A 16,542-nucleotide genomic window follows, 5' to 3' on the forward strand; every position below is an offset into this window, starting at 1 on the left:
GGCAGCAGCCCGGATAAGGCGTTTACGCCGCTATCCGGGCTGGTCGCTTTAGCCGAGGTCGGCCATCATCACTTTTGAACGGCGCTGATAGTTGTACATCTCTTTCTTACTTTCCGGCAGCAGGTCGATATCCACTGGCGTGAAGCCGCGCTCCTGGAACCAGTGAATGCTGCGGGTGGTGAGAACAAACAGTTTGCTCAGCCCCATCTGCTTCGCCTGGGTGGCAATCCGGTTTAGCAGCACTTCACCGCGGGATGAACTGCGGTAATCCGGATGCACCGCCACGCAGGCCATTTCACCGATTTTCTCTTCCGGGAACGGATAAAGTGCGGCACAGGCAATGGTGGTGTTATCGCGCTGAATAATGGTGAACTTATCGATCTCCATTTCCAGCTGCTCGCGGGAGCGGCGCACCAGAATCCCCTGTTGCTCCAGCGGGCTAATCAGTTCGAGGATCCCGCCGATATCGTTAATGGTGGCGCGGCGAATCTGCTCCGCACTCTCCATCACGATCTGGGTCCCGATGCCGTCGCGTGAGAACAGTTCCTGCAACAGTGCGCCATCTTCCTGATAGCTGATCAGGTGGCAGCGACGGACGCCGCTACGACAGGCTTTCACTGCGCCACGCAGAAAACGCACCGTGCCGGAGTTGTAATCTTCTTCCGCTTCCAGCTCTTCCACCCGAACCTGGGCTTCGTTTGGGAAGAGCTCGGGAACAATCTCGCCATCCTGGTTGTAAACGCCTTGAGAGGAGCAGAAACCAATCATTTTTTCGGCTTTCAGCTTAATCGCCAGTTGGGTGGCGATCTCTTCCGAGGTCAGATTGAAGCTTTCGCCGGTCACCGAAACGGCAACCGGTCCCATCAGGACGATGGCGCCGTTATCCAACTGGCGATGGATAGCTTCTTCATCGATGCGGCGGATGCGCCCGCTATGGCAATAATCAACGCCGTCATCAACGCCCAGCGGCTGGGCGATAATAAAGTTGCCGCTGACCACGTTAATATGGGCGCCCTGTAACGGGGTATTGTTCAGGCTCATCGACAGGCGCGCGGTAATTTCCAGCTGCAGCATACCGGCAGCCTGCTTCACCAGTTCGAGGGTTTTGGCGTCGGTTACGCGAGTCTGTTTATGGTAGACCGGTTCGTGACGGTGCTCCGACAGGTTAGCGTCAATCTGCGGACGGGCGCCATAGACCACAACCAGGCGGATGCCCAGGCTGTGTAACAGACCAATATCATTGACTATGCTGGAGAAATTTTCATGCTCAATCGCTTCACCGCCAAGCATGATGACAAACGTTTTTCCCCGATGGGCGTTAATATAGGGGACTGAATGGCGGAATCCTTCTACCAGTTCGGTGCGACGTTCCTTCACCATGACAAACCCTCAATGCATGATTATTCGTAATAAGTGTATTTTTATTCTGTTTTGCGATTAAACGCAAGCCTAAATTTAGGGCTAAATTGATAATAATCTGTGGCCAAATCCGCGTTCTCTAAGTTTGTTTACCCTTTTATTGATGACAGGTTATGCCGCTTTGGTTAAAGTTTCTGGTCAATCTGTTTGTTTTGAATACCAGTACGTTTTATTGCTTGGGAGTGGCATGCCGGGATACAAGTCAGGATTAAGCCGCCGTCGCCTGTTAAAAGGGGCGGGTGCGATGTGGTTAATGAGCGTCAGCCCGATAGGTTTCGCTGCGGCGGCACAGGTCGTCGCCGTCCGCGTCTGGCCATCGTCAACCTATACCCGCGTGACGGTAGAATCTAATCATGTGCTGAAATACCGGCAGTTTGCTTTGAGCAATCCGGAACGGCTGGTGGTGGATCTGGAAGGGGTGAACCTGAACTCCGTGCTCAAAGGCATGGGGGGGAGCATCCGCGATGACGATCCCTATATTAAATCCGCGCGCGTCGGGCAATTTGATCCCCAGACCGTGCGGATGGTGTTTGAGCTGAAGCAAAACGTCAAACCGCAACTGTTTGCCCTGGCGCCGGTGGCCGGCTTTAAGGAGCGTCTGGTGATGGATCTCTATCCGTCCAACGCCACCGATGTTCAGGATCCCCTGCTGGCCTTGCTGGAAGATTACAACAAAGGCGATCTCGAACGGCAGGTGCCGCCTGCCGAGAGCGGCCCGAAGCCGGGGAAAGCCGGGCGCGATCGGCCGATTGTGATCATGCTCGATCCGGGCCACGGCGGCGAAGACTCCGGTGCGGTAGGCAAATACCATACCCGCGAGAAAGACGTGGTGCTGCAGATTGCCCGCCGGCTACGGGCGTTAATCGAAAAAGAGGGCAATATGCGGGCCTACATGACCCGCAATGAAGATGTCTTCATTCCGTTAAAGGTGCGCGTTGCCAAGGCGCAAAAACAGCGCGCCGATCTGTTCGTCTCCATTCACGCCGATGCCTTTACCAGCCGGCAGCCGCGGGGGTCTTCGGTCTTTGCCCTGTCGACCAAAGGGGCGACCAGTACCGCCGCGAAGTATCTCGCGCAAACCCAGAACGCCTCTGACCTCGTGGGGGGCGTGAGCAAGAGCGGCGATCGCTACGTCGACCATACGATGTTCGATATGGTGCAGTCGCTGACCATCGCCGATAGCCTGAAATTCGGGAAAGCGGTGCTGCAAAAAATGGGTAAGGTGAATAACCTGCATAAAAACCAGGTCGAGCAGGCGGGCTTTGCGGTGCTGAAAGCGCCGGATATTCCGTCGATCCTCGTGGAAACGGCGTTTATCAGTAACGTTGAAGAAGAGCGTAAGCTGAAAACCGCCACCTTCCAGCAGCAGGTTGCCGAGTCCATTCTGGCGGGGATCAAAGCCTACTTCGCCGATGGCGCAACGCTGGCAAGACGTGGTTAATCAACACGGGAGCAGGAAATGGCGCTACTGAAGAGCGCGCATGGCGGTAATACCCGGGAGGCCGCAGCGCTGCTGGGGATTACGGCGGAACAGCTGCTGGATTTTAGCGCCAATATTAATCCGGCCGGCATGCCGGAAAGCCTCAGGCGTGCGCTGATTGATAACCTCGCGTGCGCCCAGCATTACCCCGATCTTGATTATCAGCAGCTGCATCTTGCACTGGCCGAACATCACCAGATCCCCGCCGCCTGGATCCTCGCGGGCAATGGCGAAACCGAGTCCATTTTTACGCTGGTCAACGGCCTGAAACCGCGTTCGGCGATGGTGGTGACGCCCGGTTTTGCGGAGTATCGCCGCGCGCTGCTGGCGATTGATTGCGTTCCCCGGAGCTATGCGCTGCGTGAAGAAGATGGCTGGCAACTGAGCGAGGCCATTCTTGAGGTGCTGACGCCAGATCTGGACTGTCTGTTCCTTTGTACCCCCAATAATCCTACCGGCCTGCTGCCGGATCGCCCGCTGCTGGAGGCCATTGCTGCCCGTTGCCAGACCGCCGGTATTGCGCTGATTCTGGACGAAGCATTTCTTGATTTTATTCCCGACCAGCCGGGCTTTATCCCTTTCCTGCAGCACAATCCGCATATCTGGGTGCTGCGGTCGCTCACCAAGTTTTACGCCATTCCCGGCCTGCGTCTGGGCTATCTGGTGAACAGCGATGAACAAGCCGTGGCCCGGCTGCGCGAGAAGCAGATGCCCTGGTCGATCAATGCCTTTGCCGCGCTGGCCGGAGAGGTCGTCCTCAAGGATCGCGCTTATCAACAGGCGACCTGGCAATGGCTGGCGCAGGAGGGGGCACGCTTTTACCAGGCGTTGAACCAGTTTGATGATCTGACCGTCTATCCGGGGCGGGCCAACTATCTGTTTTTACGCTGCAATCTCCTGGGGCTGGACCTGCAACAGGCGTTGCTGCAACAGCATATTTTGATCCGCAGCTGCGCGAACTATCCGGGCCTGGGTGAGGGTTATTATCGTGTGGCGATTCGCAGCCTGGAAGAGAATCAGCGCCTGCTTACGGCGCTCCGCACTATCATGGCATAATAGCGCCCCCTGATGCCTCTATCATCGGGGCTGACTATCACCAACAGGTGCCAGGGAAGGGGGTAACACTTCCCCGCAGCGACCACTCTGAACAGGAACAGGGTATGGCGGTAACACTCCATCCATACATTTTCATCCACCGGCTGGCAACCGCGAGGCGTAAGCCATGACGCTGCTGGCCTGGTGTGTCGCCTGGGTTCTCGATGTTTTGATCGGCGATCCCCCGCGGTGGCCGCATCCGGTGCGCTGGATGGGCAATCTCATTACCGTTATTCAGTCTCTCGTACGTCGGTATTGTCGCAGCGACCGCGCGCTGCGCATCGGCGGCGCGCTGCTGTGGCTGGCCGTCGTCGGACTGACCTGGGGCCTGAGCTGGGCGGTGTTGAATGTCGCCCGGCATATCCATCCCTGGCTGGGCTGGGGCATTGAAGTGTGGCTGATCTTTACGCTGCTGGCCGGTCGTTGCCTTGCGGACTCTGCCCGGGAGGTCGAACGTCCGCTGCGCGCTGGCGATCTGGCGCAAAGCCGCGAAAAGCTCTCCTGGATTGTCGGGCGCGATACCTCGCAGCTGCAGCCTGAGCAGATTAACCGCGCGGTGGTGGAAACGGTGGCCGAGAACACCGTCGATGGCATTATTGCGCCGCTGTTTTTCCTGTTGCTGGGCGGTGTGCCGCTGGCGATGGCCTACAAAGCGGTGAACACCCTCGACTCGATGGTGGGGTATAAGCATGAAAAATACCGTGCTATTGGTATGGTCAGCGCCCGTCTCGACGACATCGCAAATTATATTCCCGCCCGCCTGAGCTGGTTGCTGATCGGCCTCGCGGCGTTTTTATGCCGCGATGACGGCGCGCACGCCCTGCGGATTGGCTGGCGCGACCGCTACTGTCACAGTAGCCCCAATTGCGCATGGTCAGAAGCCAGCGTGGCGGGGGCACTAGGAATTCGCCTCGGTGGCCCGAATGACTATTTTGGCGAGCGGGTTGAAAAGCCGTGGATTGGCGACGCCGTGCGCGATATTTCGGTCGATGATATTCCCCGAACCATTCGCCTGATGTGGGTCGCCTCGACCTTAGCCCTGGTGCTGTTTATGCTGCTGCGCTATCTGTGGACAGGTGCAGCCTGAGCGCCGGCAGAGAACACAAAATGGATGGTAATGACATGCGAGAAAACGCGAGCGAGGAAGCCTTATGAAGCAGGCAATCATGTTGCAGGGGACGGCGTCCGATGTCGGCAAAAGCGTGCTGGTGGCCGGATTATGCCGTATTTTTTATCAGGATGGCCTGCGCACGGCACCGTTTAAATCGCAGAATATGGCCCTGAACTCCGGTATTACCGCCGACGGGAAAGAGATGGGGCGGGCGCAGATTTTCCAGGCCGAAGCGGCCGGCATTGCGCCGGACGTGCGCATGAACCCGGTACTGTTGAAACCGACCAGCGATCTCAAAGCCCAGGTGGTGCTGATGGGAAAAGTGGCCACCAACATGGACGCGGTGAGCTACCACGAGTACAAACCGCGCCTGCGCGAGCAGATCCTTGAGGTCTATCGCAGCCTGGCGCAGGAGTACGATGTCATGGTTCTGGAAGGGGCTGGCAGTCCGGCGGAGATTAACCTGCGCGACCGCGATATCGTCAACATGGGCATGGCGGAGATGGCGCAATGTCCGGTGATCCTCGTGGCCGATATCGATCGCGGCGGGGTGTTTGCCGCCATCTATGGCACTCTGGCGCTGCTGCAGGAGCAAGAGCGCGCCAGGGTTAAAGGGGTGATCATCAATAAATTCCGCGGTGATATCGCGCTGCTCTACTCCGGGATCGAACAAATCGAAGCATTAACCGGCGTTCCCGTGCTGGGCGTACTGCCGTGGCTGGAGGTCGACCTGGAGGATGAAGACAGCGTCGCGTTGCAGAAAGGCAAATACCTGAGCACCGCGCAGCGCGAGATAGACATCGCGGTCATTCAGCTACCCCATACCTCGAACTTCACCGATTTCAACGCGCTGGCGGCGCAGCCGGATGTCCGCGTCCGCTACGTCCGTTATCCACAAGAGCTGGCGGGCTGCGATCTGGTTATCCTGCCCGGCAGCAAAAATACGCTGGGCGATCTGCTGTGGCTGCGCGAAAGCGGGATGGCGCTGGCGGTACTGCAGGCGCATCAGCAGGAGATCCCTGTCCTGGGGATCTGCGGGGGATATCAGATGCTGGGCGAGACGATCGTCGATGGCGTCGAGTCCGGTCTGGAGACCTTACCCGGGCTGGGTCTGCTTAACACCGTGACCCGGTTTGCCCAGCATAAAACTACCACCCAGGTTGAGGCGACGATGTCGTCCGCGCTACCGGGCTGGCTGGCTGGGGCCGGCGGCCTGCGCGTGCGCGGCTATGAAATCCACATGGGGGAGACGGTACTCCACGGGGACAGCCAGCCGGTGCTGGCGCTGGAGAAAAACGGCCAGCGGGTTGCGGACGGAGCAATAACCCCCGATGGCCTGGTATGGGGAACCTATCTGCACGGGCTGTTCGACAGCGATGATTTCACTCGTGCGCTGGTCAACGGTCTGCGCGAGCGTAAAGGTCTGGACGCGCTGGATCTGGCGGTCCATTACGCACAATACAAATCACAGCAGTTTGATGTGCTGGCCGCCGCCATGCGCCAACATATTGATATCGATAAAATTTACCACATTATGCAGCAGCATCAGGAGCCATCATGCTGATTCTGGTTACCGGCGGCGCCCGCAGCGGCAAGAGTCGCCATGCCGAAGCGCTGATTGCCGACTCGCCGCAGGTTCTGTATCTCGCGACGTCGCAGATTGTTGATGACGAAATGGCCGAGCGGATCCAGCACCATCGCGATAGCCGACCGGCGCACTGGCGAACCGCCGAGCGCTGGCAACATCTCGATGAACTGATTACGCCGTATAACGACCCGCAAGAAGCGGTGTTGCTGGAGTGCATCACCACCATGGTGACTAACCTGCTGTTCGCTCATGGCGGCGAAAGCTCCCCGGACAACTGGGATTTTGCAGCGATGGAGCGGATGATAGACGACGAGATCCACACGCTGATCGCCGCCTGCCAGCGTTGCCCGTCGACGGTGGTGCTGGTCACCAATGAGGTGGGGATGGGGATTGTCCCGGAAAATCGTCTCGCCCGGCATTTCCGCGATATTGCCGGGCGGGTCAACCAGCGTCTGGCGTCAGCAGCGGATGAAGTCTGGTGGGTAGTATCAGGTATTGGAGTCAAAATTAAATGATCAAATTATTCTGGGCAACGCTCTCTTTTATCAGCCGTTTACCGGTACCGGGACGCTGGTCGCAAGGGCTTGAGATCGAAAACTACGTGCGCGGGATTGTGATGTTCCCGCTGGTCGGGGTCTTGCTGGGTGGGCTGAGCGGGCTGGTATTTCTGGCCGTGGCGTCGTGGTGCGGTGTGCCGCTGGCGGCGCTGTTTTGTGTGCTGGCGCTGGCGCTGCTGACCGGTGGTTTTCATCTCGATGGCCTGGCCGACACCTGCGACGGGGTGTTTTCCGCCCGTGGCCGGGAACGGATGCTGGAGATCATGCGTGACAGTCGGTTGGGCACCCACGGCGGGCTGGCGCTGATTTTTGTCCTGCTGGCAAAGGTGCTGGTGATTAGCGAACTGGCGCTGCGCGGGGCGCCGGTACTGGCTGCGCTGGCGGCTGCCTGTGCGGCGGGGCGAGGGGTCGCCGTACTGCTGATGTATCACCATCGCTATGCCCGTGAAGAGGGGCTGGGCAATGTGTTTATCGGCAAAGTGAGCGGTAAACAAACCTGCGTGACGTTGGGCGTGACTGCCATTCTTGCGGCCATATTGCTGCCAGGTATGCAGGGCGTCTTAGCGTTGGGGATCACCATGGTGGCGATTTTTGCCATTGGGCAATTATTGAAACGTACTCTCGGCGGGCAAACCGGCGACACGCTGGGAGCCGCGATAGAACTGGGTGAGCTGATTTTCCTGCTGGCGCTGCTGTGAGTCAGGACGAGTAACCGTGCGCCATGGTCGCTCCGCATGGGGTGGCGATGGCGTATCTGACATCAGAGTTATTGGATGGCTGTGAGGATGAGCGGGGCGCAGAAACAAAAAAACACCCGTCAGGGTGTTCATTGTGTTGGTTGCGGGGGCCGGATTTGAACCGACGACCTTCGGGTTATGAGCCCGACGAGCTACCAGGCTGCTCCACCCCGCGTCCGTCTTTACTCTTCATCGAGTAAATTGCTTATCAGATTTTAAATTGGTTGCGGGGGCCGGATTTGAACCGACGACCTTCGGGTTATGAGCCCGACGAGCTACCAGGCTGCTCCACCCCGCGTCCGTCTTTACTCTTCCATCGAGTAAAGTTTACTGCTTATCTGATTTTAATTGGTTGCGGGGGCCGGATTTGAACCGACGACCTTCGGGTTATGAGCCCGACGAGCTACCAGGCTGCTCCACCCCGCGTCCGTGGATGCGCACTATACTCCGCTAACGTTCTGATGCAACCCTTTTTCATCTAAAACAGCAATTTTGTAATAACTGATGTATAAAAGAGCGCCTTTCGCTGGTTTTTTGCTCAAATTTGTATTTGTGATGCTTTAGCGCATTTCAATAGCCCTGGGGGTTTGTTATCTTCCCTCCTCACGAACCGCGACTAAGCAGCGTAAAGAAGAGATACCATGAAAGGACGTTGGGCAAAGTATGTAGTGACCGGGGCAATGATGGCAATGCTTGCCGCTTGTTCCTCAAAACCGACCGATCGCGGCCAGCAGTATAATGAAGGGAAGTTAACCCAGCCGTTTTCGTTGGTTAACCAGCCTGATGCGGTGGGTTCGCCCATTAACGCCGGTGACTTCTCAGAGCAGGTCAGGCAGATTCGCAGTGCCTCGCCGCGCCTCTATAATAGCCAGAGTAATGTTTATAGTGCGCTGCAGCAGTGGCTAAGCGCCGGTGGTGATACTCGCACCTTAAGCCAGTACGGCATTGACGCCTGGCAGATGCAGGGTGCCGATAGCTACGGTAACGTGCAGTTCACCGGCTACTACACCCCGGTGGTGCAGGCGCGCCATACCCGCCAGGGTGAATTCCAGTACCCGATTTATCGCATGCCACCGAAGCGCGGTAAGCTGCCGTCCCGCGCCAGCATTTATGCCGGTGGACTGAGCGACGCCTATATTCTGGCCTACAGCAATTCGCTGATGGACAACTTTATTATGGACGTACAGGGCAGCGGCTATATTGATTTTGGCGACGGCTCGCCGCTGAACTTCTTCAGCTATGCCGGCAAAAACGGCTGGTCGTACCGCAGTATTGGTAAAGTGCTGATCGACCGCGGCGAAGTGAAGAAAGAAGACATGTCGATGCAGGCGATTCGTGAATGGGGCGAAACCCATAGCGAAGCGGAAGTGCGTGAACTGCTCGAACAGAACCCGTCGTTCGTCTTCTTTAAACCGCAGTCTTTCGCACCGGTGAAAGGGGCGAGCGCCGTTCCGTTGATTGGCCGTGCGTCGGTGGCCTCTGACCGCAGCATTATTCCGCCGGGAACTACCCTGCTGGCAGAAGTGCCGCTGCTGGATAATAACGGCAAGTTTAACGGTCAGTACGAACTGCGTCTGATGGTGGCTCTGGATGTGGGCGGGGCAATTAAAGGACAGCATTTCGATATTTATCAGGGCATCGGGGCGGACGCTGGCCATCGTGCCGGTTGGTATAACCACTATGGCCGCGTATGGGTGCTGAAGAACGCACCGGGCGCTGGCAACGTCTTTAGCGGTTAACGCCACCTTTTCCTCGTTCCCCGGTCGCCGCTGTGCGTACCGGGGCGACGGTAGCCCGCTACGGCGCCTGTGGCACCCTCCGGGTTTTTCCACTTATTCTGAGGTTTTATGTCTGTTGTAATCAGCGATGCCTGGCGCCAGCGTTTTGGCGGTACGGCGCGTTTATATGGTGAAAAAGCGTTGCTGTGTTTTGCGCAGGCGCACGTCTGCGTCGTTGGCATTGGCGGCGTTGGCTCTTGGGCGGCGGAAGCGCTGGCACGGACCGGTATCGGCGCGATCACCCTCATCGACATGGACGATGTCTGTGTTACCAACACTAACCGGCAGATTCACGCCCTGGGCGGCAACGTCGGGCTGGCGAAAGCCGAGGTGATGGCCGAGCGTATCCGCCTGATTAACCCGGAATGTCGGGTCACGGTGATTGACGATTTTGTGACGCCGGAAAACGTGGCTGAGTATATGGGCGGCGGTTTTAGTTACGTGATTGACGCCATCGATAGCGTGCGTCCCAAGGCAGCGCTGATTGCCTGGTGTCGTCGTTATAAAGTGCCTCTGGTGACCACCGGCGGTGCGGGTGGGCAAATCGACCCGACGCAGATTCAGGTGGCTGACCTGGCGAAAACCATCCAGGATCCGCTGGCGGCAAAGCTGCGTGAGCGGCTGAAAGGGCAGTTTGGCGTGGTGAAAAACAGCAAAGGTAAGCTGGGGATTGATTGCGTCTTCTCTACCGAAGCGCTGGTCTATCCGCAGGCCGACGGCAGCGTATGCGCCATGAAGAGCACCGCCGAAGGCCCGAAACGGATGGATTGCGCCTCCGGCTTTGGCGCGGCGACGATGGTGACCGCCACCTTTGGTTTTGTTGCCGTATCCCATGCATTGAAGAAAATGCTGGCGAAGGCCGAACGTCAGGGATAAGCGTTTTGCTTTCCCCGGTCAGGCGCAGCGCCAGCCGGGGGAATCAGTTGCTATACCTCGCGGGCGGCGGCAAGCACCGCAGCGCTGAGGGCCGACAGCCCCTGGCTGCGTGAAGCGCTCAGCTGAGCGCGAAGCCCCAGCTCATCAAACAACGCCAGCGGATCCTGCGCCAGCAGCTCGGCTGCGCTTTTGCCTTCGACGGCGGTCAGCAGCACCGCCAGCAGTCCACGCACGATACGCCCTTCGCTGTCACCGAAGAAATGCATCCTGCCATCAACCACCTGATATCCCAGCCAGACGCGGTTCTCACAGCCGGTGATCTCCCGAGCCTGAGCTTTTAATTCGTCGCTCAGCGCGGGAAGCTTTTTGCCGAGTAAAATCAGCTGCCGGTATTTATCCTCCCACTGGGTCAGCGGGACGAAGGTTTGCCGTAATGTTGCGTCGGTGACGGCGGTGCCGAACGGATGTGAAGCTGTCATTAATCCACCAGTATTTCCAGGGCGCGGTCAACGGCGTGAACCAGCGCGTAAACGTCGTCCTGGGTATTATAAGGGGCAAACGAGGCCCGCAGGGTACCGCTGACGCCCAGTGCCGCCAGCAGCGGTTGGGCGCAGTGCTGCCCGGCGCGTAACGCAATACCGGATTCTGCCAGCAGGGTGACCATATCGCTGTGGTGTACGCCGGCGAAATCAAAGGCCAGCAGGCTTGAATCCTGGCAGCGGAACGAACGGAACCCTGGTCGTTTGGCCAACGCCTCTTCGGCCAGCGTCGCCAGGCTACGACTCCAGCTTTCGGCCTGGGTGATATCGCAATCTTCCAGCCACTCCAGCGCCGCACTCAGGCCAATTACCCCGGCGACGTTGGGCGTACCCGCCTCCAGGCGATAGGGCACCGGCTGGGTGGTGAATCCTTCGAAGGTCACCTGCGAAATCATCTTGCCGCCGCCAAGCCACGGTGACATGGCGTCGAGGAGATCGCTTTTGCCATAGAGCACGCCAATCCCGGTCGGGCCATACAGTTTATGGCCCGAAAAAGCATAAAAATCGATATCCAGCGCCTGTACGTCGGCGGGGAAATGAACTGCGCCTTGCGCCCCGTCAACCATGACTACCATCCCGGCATCATGGGCGTGACGAATCGCGCGCGCCAGATCCGGACAGCCGCCGGTGACGTTGGACATCTGACCGATCGCCAGCAGCCGGCTGCGCGGGGTGATCAACGAAGGCAGCAGGGTGACATCCGGTAGGCGATCGGCGCCGATCGGCAGTTTAACGATCCGCGCACCGGTCTGCTCTGCCACCATCAGCCAGGGCACCAGGTTGGCATGATGCTCCGCCTCGCTGACGATGATCTCATCGCCGGGCTTCAGGCGCGGGCGAAGATAGCTTTGCGCCACCATATTAATGGCTTCTGTGGTGCCGCGGGTCCAGACGATGTCTTTGGCGGATGGCGCGTTGAGCAGCGTTGCTACGCGTTCACGGGCATCTTCATAGCGCTCGGTCAGCCGCTGGGCGGCGGCAAACTGACTACGATGCACGTTACCTGCGCTAAGGCGATAAAACTGGTCGCTGGCGTCGATCACTGCAAGCGGCTTCAGCGCCGTCGCAGCGCTATCAAGATAAACGCCAGCATCGGCCAGCGCAGGAAACTGGGCGCGAAATTGCGCAGGGTTGAATGCGTTCATGGAGCTCCTCGTTGCTACACCCCTCATACTTCAAGTCGCAGGAAGACGGAAACTCGAATTATTTAGGTGATATACGACGATCGTCGCGCAAATTAGCCATCAGGGCAAGGCTGGAGAGAAGAAGAGTGGGGGGAAACGTGAGCGTGTGGTGACGGACAGGCAAAAAAAAGCACCGCTTGTTGCGGTGCTACATTAAATCACTATGGACAGACAGGGTAAATGTACAGGAAGTGAAAAGGGGTAGCTTAGCTACCATGGTCCGCAAAGACAGACCAATTGCAAACACAACAACACAACATCACAACCGTAAGCCAAAAGCTTGTTGGAACACGCATTCCAAAAAAAGCTCTTCGTTCCGGCTCAGGAAGTGCCGCCACTATAGGTATTTGCTGGTAGAACCTCAACGGACAAATTATAATGTCTCAGATAAAAAAAACTAATAGGTTAACTGTTGTTTCCTGTTTGTTAAATTGCCTTAACATCTAAGCCAGAATAACTATGTCAAAGCGATTACCCCCCCTGAATGCATTACGTGTTTTTGATGCAGCCGCACGTCATTTAAGCTTCACTCGCGCCGCCGATGAGCTTTTTGTGACCCAGGCCGCAGTAAGTCATCAAATCAAGTCACTAGAGGATTTTCTAGGGCTGAAGCTGTTTCGACGCCGCAACCGTTCGCTGCTGCTGACGGAAGAAGGACAGAGCTATTTTCAGGATATTAAAGAGATTTTTTCGCAACTGACCGAAGCGACGCGTAAACTGCAGGCCCGCAGTGCAAAAGGGGCCTTAACGGTCAGTTTACTGCCCAGTTTTGCGATTCAGTGGCTGGTGCCGCGACTGTCAAGCTTTAACTCAGCTTATCCGGGGATCGATGTCAGGATCCAGGCGGTGGACCGTCAGGAGGATAAGCTGGCGGATGACGTCGACGTGGCGATTTTCTATGGCCGGGGCAACTGGCCGGGGCTACGCGTCGAAAAACTGTACGCCGAATATCTGCTGCCCGTGTGCTCACCGGCATTGTTGACCGGCGACAGAGCATTGAAAACGCCTGCCGATTTGGCGCAACATACGCTGTTGCACGATGCTTCCCGTCGTGACTGGCAAACTTATACCCGCCAGCTAGGTCTAAGCCATATTAATGTGCAACAGGGGCCTATTTTCAGCCACAGCGCGATGGTGCTGCAGGCGGCGATTCACGGGCAAGGGGTGGCGCTCGCGAATAACGTGATGTCCCAGTCCGAAATTGAAGCCGGAAGACTGGTCTGCCCGTTTAATGATGTCCTGGTCAGTAAGAATGCTTTTTATCTGGTTTGTCATGACAGTCAGGCTGAACTGGGTAAAATAGCCGCCTTCCGGCAGTGGATTCTGGCGAAAGCGGCGAGCGAACAAGAAAAATTTCGTTTTCGTTACGAACAATAGATGATTGTAGGGTAAAAACATGACCAGCCGTTTTATGCTGATATTCTCCGCGATCAGCGGTTTTATTTTTGTTGCTCTGGGCGCCTTTGGCGCACATGTGCTGAGTCGCACCATAGGGGCGACGGAAATGGCCTGGATCCATACCGGGCTTGAGTACCAGGCGTTCCATACGCTGGCGATTTTCGGCCTGGCGGTGGCGATGCAGCGTCGCATCAGCATCTGGTTCTACTGGAGCAGCGTGTTTATGGCGCTCGGTACCGTATTATTCAGCGGCAGCCTCTATTGCCTGGCGCTGTCGCATTTACGCCTGTGGGCGTTTGTTACGCCGGTGGGAGGCGTGAGCTTCCTCGCCGGTTGGGTATTAATGTTAATTGGTGCAATTCGTCTGAAACGTAAGGGCGTTGTTCATGAATAAGGTTGTCCTCTATTGTCGCCCCGGGTTTGAGAAGGAGTGCGCAGCAGAAATTACGGACAAGGCTTCCCGCCTTGACGTCTTTGGCTTTGCCAGAGTTAAAGAAGACTCTGGCTATGTCATTTTTGAATGCTATCAGATGGAAGATGGCGACAAGCTGGTGCGCGAACTGCCGTTCAGCTCGTTGGTCTTTGCCCGTCAGATGTTTGTCGTTGGTGAGCTGCTGCGCGACCTGCCGACAGAAGACCGCATCACACCGATTGTCGGCATGCTGCAGGGCGTGGTGGAGAAGGGGGGCGATCTACGGGTTGAAGTTGCCGACACCAACGAAAGCAAAGAGCTGATGAAGTTCTGCCGCAAACTGACGGTTCCGCTGCGCGCCGCGCTGCGTGAAGCTGGCGTGCTGACCAACTACGAAACGCCAAAACGCCCGGTAGTACACGTGTTCTTTATTGCCCCGGGCTGCTGCTACACCGGTTATTCCTACACCACCAACAATTCGCCATTTTATATGGGGATCCCGCGTCTTAAGTTCCCGTCCGATGCGCCGAGCCGTTCAACGCTGAAGCTGGAAGAGGCGTTCCACGTCTTTATCCCGGCCGATGAGTGGGACGAGCGCCTGGGTAACGGCATGTATGCGGTGGATCTGGGGGCCTGCCCTGGCGGCTGGACCTATCAGCTGGTCAAACGCAATATGTGGGTCTCTTCCGTGGACAACGGCCCGATGGCACAGAGCCTGATGGATACCGGGCAGGTGACCTGGTTACGTGAAGATGGATTCCGCTACCGCCCAACCCGTAACAACATCTCGTGGATGGTGTGCGATATGGTGGAAAAACCGGCTAAAGTGGCGGCGCTGATGGCCCAATGGCTGGTGAATGGCTGGTGCCGTGAAACCATTTTCAACCTCAAACTGCCGATGAAAAAGCGTTACGAAGAGCTGTCGCGTAACCTTGCCTTTATCCAGGAACAGCTGGACGAACATGGCATCAATGCGCAGATTCAGGCGCGTCAGCTGTATCACGATCGTGAAGAAGTGACCGTACACATCCGTCGCCTGTGGGCGGCGGTTGGCGGGCGTCGGGACGAGCGCTAAGCGCAAAAGCACGCCCGGAAAGACTTACCTTCAGTTGCAGCATGATGAGGGTATCACGGCGCCGCTTGTCGGCGCCGTGTCCGCGGCGACGATGGCGCTACTTCACCGCCAGTTGTTCATCAGAAATGATATGTGTCACATCATCAAGATGGCCAATACTGGCTTCTCCTGAACGGTTAAACTTACTTTTATCGATCAACAATAACGACTGTGCCGCGCGTTTGAGCAGCAGCGATTTAAACTCGGCATTTACGGTGTTCGAATCCCACAATGCACCGTTGCTATCGATGCCCTCGCAGGAAAAAATAAACAGATCGATCTCCAGCGACTTGAGCTGGGAGATCAGCGACGGACTGACGTAGCAACCATATTTGCGTTGCAGAGTGCCGCCGGAGCAGGTGAGCTGAATATTTTCGCGTTTGCTCAGCTCCTGGCAAATGGGCTGGCTGTTGGTAAAAACGTGCAGGTTGATGTCCGGCAGTTGGCGGGCCAGATACCAGCAGGTGGAGCTGGCATCCAGGGCGATCACCATCCCTTCGTCGATCCACGCCAGCGCGCCGCGGGCGATGTCCGCTTTATGGGCATAATGGCTTTTGAGGCGGATGTGAAACGGATCGCCGCTGTCCTGGCTCTCCCGATGAATGATTTTGACCCGCCCGTGGTTACGCAACACTTTGCCCCTGGACTGCAGGTCGCTGAGATCGCGGCGAATCGTCTCTTTACTGACGTTAAGCTGGAGCGATAAGGCTTCGGTCGTCAGGCTACTGTGGCTGATTAGCAGGTCTATTATCGCTTGCTGGCGTGCCGCTTTCATTGTCTCATCCTGTCATTCGATGAGCGCCCGCATCAGGCGGACGCTCCGGCATGAGATTACGGCGTTACTCCTTTTTTTAAAAGAATATTCCCGTACTTAGCTCGCTCGCCTGTGATAACGATCGCAAAGGCTTTTTGCGCCCGTTCATAGAAGGCAAAACGGTCAATACGCGTGATCTCCGGGCAGGAGCCCTGGTACGAAAGCGCGTCGCGGTAGCGCGTTTCCACCTGCGGGTCGAGCGTATCGCCCTCAACCACCGCCATCATCACCAGCGGCGGTGCGTAGCTGTCGAGCTCAAACAGCGGAATAATCGCGCTCAGCAGATCGCTGACCAGCAGACCGTCGGCACGCAGTACCTGCGGCCCGACACTGTGGGCAGGAAAGTGCGCATCGGAGAAAATAATTTCATCCCCATGGCCCATCTCAGCCAGCACCTTAAGCAGTTCCGGAGAGATAAGTGGAGAGATCGTTTTTAACAT

At 57.1% G+C, this 16,542-nt stretch carries 16 protein-coding genes and 3 tRNA genes; 11 read left to right on the forward strand and 8 right to left on the reverse strand.

The genetic code is table 11. The annotated features are described in order from the left end of the window. Positions 1-48: 48 nt before the first annotated feature. The gene (gene argA, locus ACMYSP_RS17225) at positions 49-1,380 is read right to left on the reverse strand and encodes an amino-acid N-acetyltransferase (RefSeq protein WP_123756679.1); all 1,332 of its coding nucleotides are present in this window, start codon (positions 1,378-1,380) and stop codon (positions 49-51) included. Positions 1,381-1,606: 226 nt separating this feature from the next. Between argA and amiC the strand changes: the two genes are divergently transcribed. From amiC to cobS, 6 genes are all read left to right on the forward strand, one after another. Next, positions 1,607-2,860, forward strand: a complete 1,254-nt coding sequence (gene amiC / locus ACMYSP_RS17230) for an N-acetylmuramoyl-L-alanine amidase AmiC (protein WP_426617428.1) — start codon at positions 1,607-1,609, stop codon at positions 2,858-2,860. 18 nt (positions 2,861-2,878) lie between these two features. Further along, positions 2,879-3,955 carry a threonine-phosphate decarboxylase CobD gene (cobD, locus tag ACMYSP_RS17235; RefSeq protein WP_434583261.1) on the forward strand — a complete coding sequence of 359 codons (1,077 nt, stop codon included), beginning with the start codon at positions 2,879-2,881 and terminating at the stop codon, positions 3,953-3,955. 166 nt (positions 3,956-4,121) lie between these two features. Beyond that, entirely contained in the window at positions 4,122-5,081 is a 960-nt protein-coding gene (gene cbiB, locus ACMYSP_RS17240) for an adenosylcobinamide-phosphate synthase CbiB (RefSeq protein WP_434583262.1), read from the forward strand. Between the two features lie 64 nt (positions 5,082-5,145). Beyond that, entirely contained in the window at positions 5,146-6,669 is a 1,524-nt protein-coding gene (locus ACMYSP_RS17245) for a cobyric acid synthase (protein WP_434583263.1), read from the forward strand. Next, complete coding sequence (cobU, locus tag ACMYSP_RS17250; RefSeq protein WP_434583265.1) at positions 6,663-7,208, forward strand: bifunctional adenosylcobinamide kinase/adenosylcobinamide-phosphate guanylyltransferase; 546 nt, start codon at positions 6,663-6,665, stop codon at positions 7,206-7,208. Before ACMYSP_RS17245 ends, cobU begins: the two co-directional genes overlap by 7 nt. Beyond that, positions 7,205-7,948: an adenosylcobinamide-GDP ribazoletransferase gene (gene cobS / locus ACMYSP_RS17255; protein WP_434583266.1), complete on the forward strand. Its 744-nt coding sequence runs from the start codon at positions 7,205-7,207 to the stop codon at positions 7,946-7,948. The genes cobU and cobS overlap by 4 nt, the downstream gene beginning before the upstream one ends. A gap of 137 nt (positions 7,949-8,085) precedes the next feature. Here cobS and ACMYSP_RS17260 read toward each other — a convergent pair. From ACMYSP_RS17260 to ACMYSP_RS17270, 3 genes are all read right to left on the reverse strand, one after another. Beyond that, a tRNA-Met gene (locus tag ACMYSP_RS17260) sits at positions 8,086-8,162 on the reverse strand. 46 nt (positions 8,163-8,208) lie between these two features. Then, positions 8,209-8,285, reverse strand: a tRNA-Met gene (locus ACMYSP_RS17265). 51 nt (positions 8,286-8,336) lie between these two features. Continuing rightward, positions 8,337-8,413, reverse strand: a tRNA-Met gene (locus ACMYSP_RS17270). A gap of 215 nt (positions 8,414-8,628) precedes the next feature. Here ACMYSP_RS17270 and mltA point away from each other — a divergent pair. Together mltA and tcdA are read left to right on the forward strand one after the other, a co-directional pair. Continuing rightward, the gene (mltA, locus tag ACMYSP_RS17275) at positions 8,629-9,726 is read left to right on the forward strand and encodes a murein transglycosylase A (RefSeq protein ID WP_123756686.1); all 1,098 of its coding nucleotides are present in this window, start codon (positions 8,629-8,631) and stop codon (positions 9,724-9,726) included. 108 nt (positions 9,727-9,834) lie between these two features. Beyond that, positions 9,835-10,641: a tRNA cyclic N6-threonylcarbamoyladenosine(37) synthase TcdA gene (tcdA, locus tag ACMYSP_RS17280; RefSeq protein ID WP_434583267.1), complete on the forward strand. Its 807-nt coding sequence runs from the start codon at positions 9,835-9,837 to the stop codon at positions 10,639-10,641. A 50-nt stretch (positions 10,642-10,691) separates the two neighbouring features. On the opposite strand, the gene csdE is transcribed toward tcdA, so the two are convergent. Both csdE and csdA read right to left on the reverse strand, forming a co-directional pair. Further along, positions 10,692-11,120 carry a cysteine desulfurase sulfur acceptor subunit CsdE gene (gene csdE / locus ACMYSP_RS17285; RefSeq protein ID WP_434583268.1) on the reverse strand — a complete coding sequence of 143 codons (429 nt, stop codon included), beginning with the start codon at positions 11,118-11,120 and terminating at the stop codon, positions 10,692-10,694. After that, positions 11,120-12,325, reverse strand: a complete 1,206-nt coding sequence (gene csdA / locus ACMYSP_RS17290; RefSeq protein WP_434583269.1) for a cysteine desulfurase CsdA — start codon at positions 12,323-12,325, stop codon at positions 11,120-11,122. The genes csdE and csdA overlap by 1 nt, the downstream gene beginning before the upstream one ends. Positions 12,326-12,823: 498 nt before the next feature. Here csdA and gcvA point away from each other — a divergent pair, with 498 nt between their 5' ends. The 3 genes from gcvA to rlmM are packed head-to-tail and all read left to right on the forward strand — an operon-like array spanning position 12,824 to position 15,249. Then, positions 12,824-13,741 (forward strand): glycine cleavage system transcriptional regulator GcvA, encoded by a 918-nt coding sequence (gene gcvA, locus ACMYSP_RS17295; protein WP_123756690.1) that lies wholly within the window; start codon positions 12,824-12,826, stop codon positions 13,739-13,741. Between the two features lie 19 nt (positions 13,742-13,760). Further along, positions 13,761-14,156: a DUF423 domain-containing protein gene (locus tag ACMYSP_RS17300; protein ID WP_123756691.1), complete on the forward strand. Its 396-nt coding sequence runs from the start codon at positions 13,761-13,763 to the stop codon at positions 14,154-14,156. Next, positions 14,149-15,249, forward strand: coding sequence for a 23S rRNA (cytidine(2498)-2'-O)-methyltransferase RlmM (gene rlmM, locus ACMYSP_RS17305; protein ID WP_434583271.1), 1,101 nt, complete (start codon positions 14,149-14,151; stop codon positions 15,247-15,249). The genes ACMYSP_RS17300 and rlmM overlap by 8 nt, the downstream gene beginning before the upstream one ends. 97 nt (positions 15,250-15,346) lie before the next feature. Here rlmM and fucR read toward each other — a convergent pair whose 3' ends face one another. Next, the gene (gene fucR, locus ACMYSP_RS17310; RefSeq protein WP_434583272.1) at positions 15,347-16,063 is read right to left on the reverse strand and encodes an L-fucose operon activator; all 717 of its coding nucleotides are present in this window, start codon (positions 16,061-16,063) and stop codon (positions 15,347-15,349) included. Positions 16,064-16,119: 56 nt separating this feature from the next. After that, a complete protein-coding gene (gene fucU / locus ACMYSP_RS17315; protein ID WP_434583273.1) occupies positions 16,120-16,542 on the reverse strand; it encodes an L-fucose mutarotase in 423 nt (140 codons plus the stop codon).

The sequence above is a fragment of the Klebsiella sp. R390 genome (genome assembly GCF_051131745.1).
Taxonomy (GTDB): Bacteria; Pseudomonadota; Gammaproteobacteria; order Enterobacterales; family Enterobacteriaceae; genus Klebsiella.

Excerpts from the sequence above, each read along its gene's own strand:
- argA (WP_123756679.1), bottom strand. The coding sequence starts at position 1,380 with ATGGTGAAGGAACGTCGCACCGAACTGGTAGAAGGATTCCGCCATTCA.
- amiC (WP_426617428.1), top strand. The coding sequence starts at position 1,607 with ATGCCGGGATACAAGTCAGGATTAAGCCGCCGTCGCCTGTTAAAAGGG.
- cobD (WP_434583261.1), top strand. The coding sequence starts at position 2,879 with ATGGCGCTACTGAAGAGCGCGCATGGCGGTAATACCCGGGAGGCCGCA.
- cbiB (WP_434583262.1), top strand. The coding sequence starts at position 4,122 with ATGACGCTGCTGGCCTGGTGTGTCGCCTGGGTTCTCGATGTTTTGATC.
- ACMYSP_RS17245 (WP_434583263.1), top strand. The coding sequence starts at position 5,146 with ATGAAGCAGGCAATCATGTTGCAGGGGACGGCGTCCGATGTCGGCAAA.
- cobU (WP_434583265.1), top strand. The coding sequence starts at position 6,663 with ATGCTGATTCTGGTTACCGGCGGCGCCCGCAGCGGCAAGAGTCGCCAT.
- cobS (WP_434583266.1), top strand. The coding sequence starts at position 7,205 with ATGATCAAATTATTCTGGGCAACGCTCTCTTTTATCAGCCGTTTACCG.
- mltA (WP_123756686.1), top strand. The coding sequence starts at position 8,629 with ATGAAAGGACGTTGGGCAAAGTATGTAGTGACCGGGGCAATGATGGCA.
- tcdA (WP_434583267.1), top strand. The coding sequence starts at position 9,835 with ATGTCTGTTGTAATCAGCGATGCCTGGCGCCAGCGTTTTGGCGGTACG.
- csdE (WP_434583268.1), bottom strand. The coding sequence starts at position 11,120 with ATGACAGCTTCACATCCGTTCGGCACCGCCGTCACCGACGCAACATTA.
- csdA (WP_434583269.1), bottom strand. The coding sequence starts at position 12,325 with ATGAACGCATTCAACCCTGCGCAATTTCGCGCCCAGTTTCCTGCGCTG.
- gcvA (WP_123756690.1), top strand. The coding sequence starts at position 12,824 with ATGTCAAAGCGATTACCCCCCCTGAATGCATTACGTGTTTTTGATGCA.
- ACMYSP_RS17300 (WP_123756691.1), top strand. The coding sequence starts at position 13,761 with ATGACCAGCCGTTTTATGCTGATATTCTCCGCGATCAGCGGTTTTATT.
- rlmM (WP_434583271.1), top strand. The coding sequence starts at position 14,149 with ATGAATAAGGTTGTCCTCTATTGTCGCCCCGGGTTTGAGAAGGAGTGC.
- fucR (WP_434583272.1), bottom strand. The coding sequence starts at position 16,063 with ATGAAAGCGGCACGCCAGCAAGCGATAATAGACCTGCTAATCAGCCAC.
- fucU (WP_434583273.1), bottom strand. The coding sequence starts at position 16,542 with ATGTTAAAAACGATCTCTCCACTTATCTCTCCGGAACTGCTTAAGGTG.